The organism is Microvirga sp. P4_G7, assembly GCF_056401005.1.
The window spans coordinates 1-5,585 of the sequence record NZ_JBFUKD010000210.1 but is presented as its reverse complement, the minus strand read 5'-3'; the positions used below and the strand labels follow the sequence as shown (position 1 = coordinate 5,585).

The window sequence follows — 5,585 nt, the reverse complement described above, 5'->3', positions numbered from 1 at the left end:
AGGCTTGCTTGAGGAACAGCCTTGCAGGCGGTAAACGCCTTGAAAAGGATCGCGCCATGGCCGTTTCAGTGACAGCCGCCCTTCTCGTCATCGGAGACGAGATTCTCTCCGGGCGGACCAAGGACAAGAATATCGGCTACATCGCCGATTATCTCACCGCGATCGGCATCGACCTGAGCGAGGTGCGTGTCGTACCCGACATCGAGGCGGACATCGCCGCCGCGGTGAATGCGCTGCGGACCCGCTACACCTACTTGTTCACGACGGGCGGCATCGGACCGACCCATGACGACATCACGGCAGACAGCGTCGGCAAAGCCTTCGGTGTCCCCGTCGAGCACGACCCGCGTGCGGTCGCCCTTCTGCGAGAGCGATACCAGCCTGGCGAACTCACCGAGGCGCGCCTGCGCATGGCGCGCGTTCCGGTCGGTGCGGACCTGATCGAAAACCCGATCTCGAAGGCGCCGGGCTTCAGGATCGGCAATGTCATCGTCATGGCTGGCGTGCCGTCGATCATGCAGGCCATGTTGGATCTGGTCGCGCCGACTCTCCAGACAGGCGCGCGCATGGTGGTGGAAACGATCGAGGCCGGCACCCTGGGCGAGGGCGCTTATGGCGACGGTCTCGCCGCGATCGCGAGAGACAACCCCGACGTGTCGATCGGATCCTATCCGTCCTTCACCTCCACCGGCTTCAACAATCAGATCGTCGTGCGCGGCAAGGATGCCGATGCCGTAGCGACAACCTCCGAGGCTGTTCGCGCGTTGGTGCACAGCCTCAAATCCGATCGCGTTCCTCTCTGATCCTCCTCGCATTGCACGAGCAAAACGATGTCTCCAAGTTCCCCCAAAGCCTTCCCCGTCTCCTGGGACCAGTTCCATCGGGACGCCCGCGCGCTAGCCTGGCGCCTTGCCGCGGCCGGGCCGTTCGAAGCCATCGTCTGCATTACGCGCGGAGGGCTCGTTCCCGCCGCCATCGTTGCGCGGGAGCTCGATATCCGGCTGATCGAAAGCGTCTGCATCGCGAGCTACCACGACTACAAGAACCAGGGTGAGCTCCGCGTTCTGAAGGACATCGCGCCCGCGATCAAAGCCATCGGCGGCGGGACAGGAAAGGGCGTCCTGGTCGTCGACGATCTGACCGATACCGGCAAGACCGCGAAGATGGTTCGCGACATGCTGCCGAACGCCCATTTCGCGACCGTCTACGCCAAGCCCGCGGGTCGTCCCATGGTGGAAACCTTCGTCACCGAAGTGAGCCAGGATACGTGGATCTATTTCCCCTGGGATATGGGTCTGGCCTACCAGGCCCCTATCACCGAAGGCGCGGCCGGCTGACCGCCAGACAGGATATCGCCTCATGGCCGAATTCGACCTCGCCGGCACGCGCACGAGTCTTTTCGGGGCGCTCCTCAACGCACGGGACCGGTTCGGCCGGAACAAGGTCGCGTTGGAGGATCCCGAGCGGCAGCCGCTCACCTTCGGAAGGCTCGTCCTTGCGGCATTCGTTCTCGGCCGCAAGCTCGCGGCGCTGACGCAGCCGCGCGAGACGATCGGCGTACTGATGCCGAACGTGCAGGGAATCGCGGTCGTGTTCTTCGGCCTGAACGCATTCGGGCGCGTGCCGGCACTATTGAATTTCACCTCGGGTCTCAAGAACATGAATTCGGCCTGCGAGGTCGCGCAGATCCGGACCATCGTCACGTCGCGCCGTTTCGTGGAGCAGGGCAAACTCGACGACGTCGTCGCGGCATTGAGCGAGGGACGCACGATCGTCTGGCTGGAAGACGTTCGCGCGACGATCACGAGTCTCGATAAATTCCTGGCCCTCCTGAGCAGCTTTTTCGCGCGCACAATTCACAAGCGATCGGATGTCAAACCCGACGATGCCGGCGTGATCCTGTTCACATCGGGATCCGAGGGCAAGCCGAAGGCGGTGGTGCTATCGAACGCCAACCTCATCGCCAACGCCTATCAGGTGAAGGCGCATGCCGGGAGCGTGCTGACGCCTGATGACGTGTTCTTCAATCCCTTGCCGGTGTTCCATTCATTTGGACTGACGGCGGGATTGCTCACCGCCATTCTCAACGGCATGAAATCGGTGCTCTATCCGTCGCCGCTTCATTACCGGCAAATTCCGAAACTGATCGGTGGAACACAAGCGACCATCGTTCTTGCGACCGATACCTTTCTCCAGGGCTACGCGCGCGCCGCAGACGGAAACGATCTCCAGAGCGTGCGCTACGTCATTGCCGGCGCGGAGCGGGTGAAGGACGATACGCGCCGTCTCTGGGACCGTTACGGCACCACGATCCTCGAAGGCTATGGTGCAACCGAGTGTTCTCCGGTCATCGCGGTGAGCGTGCCCGATCGATCCAAGCCTGGAAGCGTCGGCCCCTTTCTGCCCGGCATCGAATGGCGCTTGGCGCCCGTCGAAGGTATTCCCGAGGGCGGTCGTCTCGCGGTACGCGGTCCCAACGTGATGATGGGTTATCTCGCGACCGACGGTTCCGGGGCGATCGAGCCTCCTCCGGACGGTTGGTACGACACGGGCGATATCGTCACCGTCGACGACGGGCTCGTCACCGTGAGGGGACGCGCAAAACGCTTTGCCAAGATCGGCGGCGAGATGATCTCCCTCGCCGCCGTCGAAACACTCGTGCAGGGATTATGGCCCGACGCGAACCATGTGGTCGTAGCGCTTCCGGATCCGCGGAAGGGCGAGCAGATCGTCCTCATCACCGATAAGGCCGACGCGGACCGAGATGCTCTCGCTGCCCACGCGCGCGTTCAAGGCTACCCTGAATTGTGGGTACCGAAATCCATCCTGGTATCGGGCATTCCCGTGCTGGGATCGGGGAAGACGGATTACGCGGCTGCCGTCGAAATGGCGCGTCGTCTTCAGCCGATGCTGTAGCGAACCGACACACAGGATGTTGATGTGCCGATCGGTAACCAAGCGCCTAGCTCGGCGTTATTCGGCTAGGCCGCAAACGGTGGACAACATGAGACGAATTGCGTTCGCACTCTTCATCGCCGCTCTTCCCGCAGGTGCATTCGCGCAATCGCGCCCGATGACCCAGAGCATGACCTGCGGCCAGGCGAGGCAATTGGTGAACGCCAACGGAGCCTTCGTTCTCGGAACCGGACAATACACCTACGACCGCTACGTCCGGGATCTGAATTTCTGCGAGGTCGCTGAGTATCTCGGGCCGGCTTTCGTGCCCACGCGGGACAATCCGCAATGCTTCGTCGGGTATCGCTGCCTGAGCGGGCCGAACGACCTGTTCGGCGACTGAGCGATTCGTGCCACGGGCCCTAATTCCGCAGCGTAATCTGCTGTTGATTTTCTGCCACAGATCGGGCCGAAATGCGTTCCTCAACCTAGAATGGTCTCTTTTTGAGCACAGTGCTTCGCAAATCGCCAGTTTTGCGCAGTTGGTTGAATTGCTCCGCCGTCCAGCTTGGATATCGTTTCAATCGGATCGGGTCGATTGCCCGAATTGAAACATTGGAGACGTTCATGAAGCTCGTTACGAGCCTTCTTCTCGGATCGGCTGCGGGTTTTGCCGCGGTGGCCGGGGCCCAAGCTGCCGATCTTCCCGCCAAGAAGGCGGCTCCGGTGGAATATGTTCGCGTTTGCTCGACCTATGGCGAGGGCTTCTTCTTCATTCCGGGAACGGAAACCTGCCTTCGGGTCAGCGGCCGTGTCCGCGCCGACTATCTCTATAATTCCCCGCTGACCCGCGCTGCGGACGCCACCGGCTTCCGCGCTCGCGGCCGTCTGCAGCTCGACGCCCGCACGTCCACGGCTTATGGCCTTCTGCGCTCGGTGGTCCGTTTCGAGATCACGCGCAGCTCGGGCACGCCGTTCGGTCGTGAACGCAGCATCGGCACGACGCCCGACATCAACGAAGCATTCATCCAGTTCGGTGGCCTGACCGCCGGTCGCGTCACCTCGTTCTTCTCGAACGGTGACCTGCCGACCACCCATATGGGCACGCTGCGTTTCGACGATGCTCCGGACGTCAACCTGCTGGCCTACACCTTCACCTTTGGCAACGGCTTCTCGGCTTCGGTCTCGCTCGAAGACGGTATCGACCGTCGCTACAACGACCCCTTCTTCGGCGGAGCGGCGATCGGTCTCGATCCGGCTGGCCAGCGCCTTCCCGACGTCGTGGCCAACGTCAAGTACACCGGCACGTGGGGAACCGCTCAGCTGTCCGGCGCGGTCCATCAGCTGCGTTCGAACAACCTCTTCACGAGCGCCGTCGGTTTCTCCAACTTCCCGGACACCGAGTACGGCATCGCGGTCGGCGCACAGGTCGGCATCAACCTGCCCCAGCTCGGCACCGGCGACACGCTGTGGTTCTCGGCTCAGTACTCTAACGGCGCGCTCGGCTATCTCAGCGGCGGCAACGACGTTCTGAACACCAGCCCGAACACCAATGTGGGCTCCGTTCTCGGCTTCACCGACGGGTACATCAACCCGATCACCGGTGACATCGAGCGCGGCAAGGGCTGGTCGCTCGCCGGTGGCCTGCAGCATTACTGGACCCCGGAAATCCGCTCGAGCATCTTCGGTTCGTTCCTGAGCGTCAGCTACGGCGGCCCGTCCACCTCCTACACCACCGACGGTTTCGTGACCGGCCTGGCGGACTTCAAGGAATGGCGCGTCGGCGGCAACGTCTTCTGGCAGCCGGTGACCGGCCTCGATTTCGGCGTCGAAGCGATCTACGTGAAGCTCGATCCGAAGGGCCGCATCTTCATTCCGGGTGCTGGCTCGTTCGGCGACGACAGCGCCTGGGAAGGCCGTCTGCGCGTCCAGCGCGATTTCTAAGCGACGCTTTCAGCCTTGAATCAAAAACCCCGGTGGCGACACCGGGGTTTTCTCGTTTTCCGGGGCAGGAGCTCACGGTTGAGCAATGTGCCAGACGCTGTTGACACCGTCGCCGGTGATGTCGCCGGGCTTCGTGTCCTTGGCCCAACCATAGAGCGGCTTGCCTTTGTAGGCCCATTGCTTGCCGCCGTCGTCGCGCACGACGACCGTCCAATCACCCATGGGCGCTGCGGCGGCGGCGGCCATCAATGGCGGCCAGTTTTGCGCGCATTGCCCGTTGCAGGCCGATTTGCCGCCGGCATCCCGATCGAAGATGTAGAGCGTCATGCCCTTGGCATCGACGAGAGCCTTGCCCTTGCTTGTTTCGCCGACCATCGCCGGCTGTGTCTGCGCAAAGGCAAGAGGCGCGGCGAGAACGGCCCCAGCGAACAAGGCCACGATCAAGCTTTTCTTGAGCATCGAATTCCTCCTGAGACAGACAAGTGTCCGCGAGGGAGATGGCGCTGCCGCGATATTGGTCCAGGATCGATAATACGGAAGGGCGGAGCCAAGCCAGGCAGATCACGAAAACGTCACTCGCGATTTCTCTTTACAGAAATTTGTAGCGCATTATCTTTCTGTGGAAAGAAGGGTGCTTCATGGCTGCACTTGCCGCCCCGGCTGTACGTTCTGACGACGCCGCGATCGTTGCGAAGGCCTTTCTGCGCGCCGCCGAACGGCTCGAGCTTTCGGGCAAGGTGCTGGGC

Annotated in this window: 6 protein-coding genes; 5 read left to right on the top strand and 1 reads right to left on the bottom strand. The window is 62.3% G+C overall.

All coding sequences use genetic code 11. The features are described 5' to 3' along the window. Nucleotides 1–56 precede the first annotated feature (56 nt). From AC1DT3_RS10920 to AC1DT3_RS10900, 5 genes are all read left to right on the top strand, one after another. Entirely contained in the window at nt 57–803 is a 747-nt protein-coding gene (locus AC1DT3_RS10920; protein WP_477465282.1) for a competence/damage-inducible protein A, read from the top strand. A 27-nt stretch (nt 804–830) separates the two neighbouring features. Then, a complete protein-coding gene (gene gpt, locus AC1DT3_RS10915; protein WP_477465281.1) occupies nt 831–1,337 on the top strand; it encodes a xanthine phosphoribosyltransferase in 507 nt (168 codons plus the stop codon). 22 nt (nt 1,338–1,359) lie between these two features. Then, nucleotides 1,360–2,916 carry an AMP-binding protein gene (locus AC1DT3_RS10910; protein WP_477465280.1) on the top strand — a complete coding sequence of 519 codons (1,557 nt, stop codon included), beginning with the start codon at nt 1,360–1,362 and terminating at the stop codon, nt 2,914–2,916. 88 nt (nt 2,917–3,004) lie between these two features. Then, entirely contained in the window at nt 3,005–3,298 is a 294-nt protein-coding gene (locus AC1DT3_RS10905; RefSeq protein ID WP_477465279.1) for a hypothetical protein, read from the top strand. 224 nt (nt 3,299–3,522) lie between these two features. Beyond that, entirely contained in the window at nt 3,523–4,839 is a 1,317-nt protein-coding gene (locus AC1DT3_RS10900; protein ID WP_477465278.1) for a porin, read from the top strand. Between the two features lie 72 nt (nt 4,840–4,911). Here the strand turns inward: AC1DT3_RS10900 and AC1DT3_RS10895 are convergent, their stop codons facing one another. Then, on the bottom strand, nt 4,912–5,298 hold the full coding sequence (locus AC1DT3_RS10895; RefSeq protein WP_477465277.1) for a COG4315 family predicted lipoprotein: 387 nt from the start codon (nt 5,296–5,298) through the stop codon (nt 4,912–4,914). Between the last annotated feature and the right edge of the window lie 287 nt (nt 5,299–5,585).

Excerpts from the sequence above, each read along its gene's own strand:
- AC1DT3_RS10920 (WP_477465282.1), top strand. The coding sequence starts at position 57 with ATGGCCGTTTCAGTGACAGCCGCCCTTCTCGTCATCGGAGACGAGATT.
- gpt (WP_477465281.1), top strand. The coding sequence starts at position 831 with ATGTCTCCAAGTTCCCCCAAAGCCTTCCCCGTCTCCTGGGACCAGTTC.
- AC1DT3_RS10910 (WP_477465280.1), top strand. The coding sequence starts at position 1,360 with ATGGCCGAATTCGACCTCGCCGGCACGCGCACGAGTCTTTTCGGGGCG.
- AC1DT3_RS10905 (WP_477465279.1), top strand. The coding sequence starts at position 3,005 with ATGAGACGAATTGCGTTCGCACTCTTCATCGCCGCTCTTCCCGCAGGT.
- AC1DT3_RS10900 (WP_477465278.1), top strand. The coding sequence starts at position 3,523 with ATGAAGCTCGTTACGAGCCTTCTTCTCGGATCGGCTGCGGGTTTTGCC.
- AC1DT3_RS10895 (WP_477465277.1), bottom strand. The coding sequence starts at position 5,298 with ATGCTCAAGAAAAGCTTGATCGTGGCCTTGTTCGCTGGGGCCGTTCTC.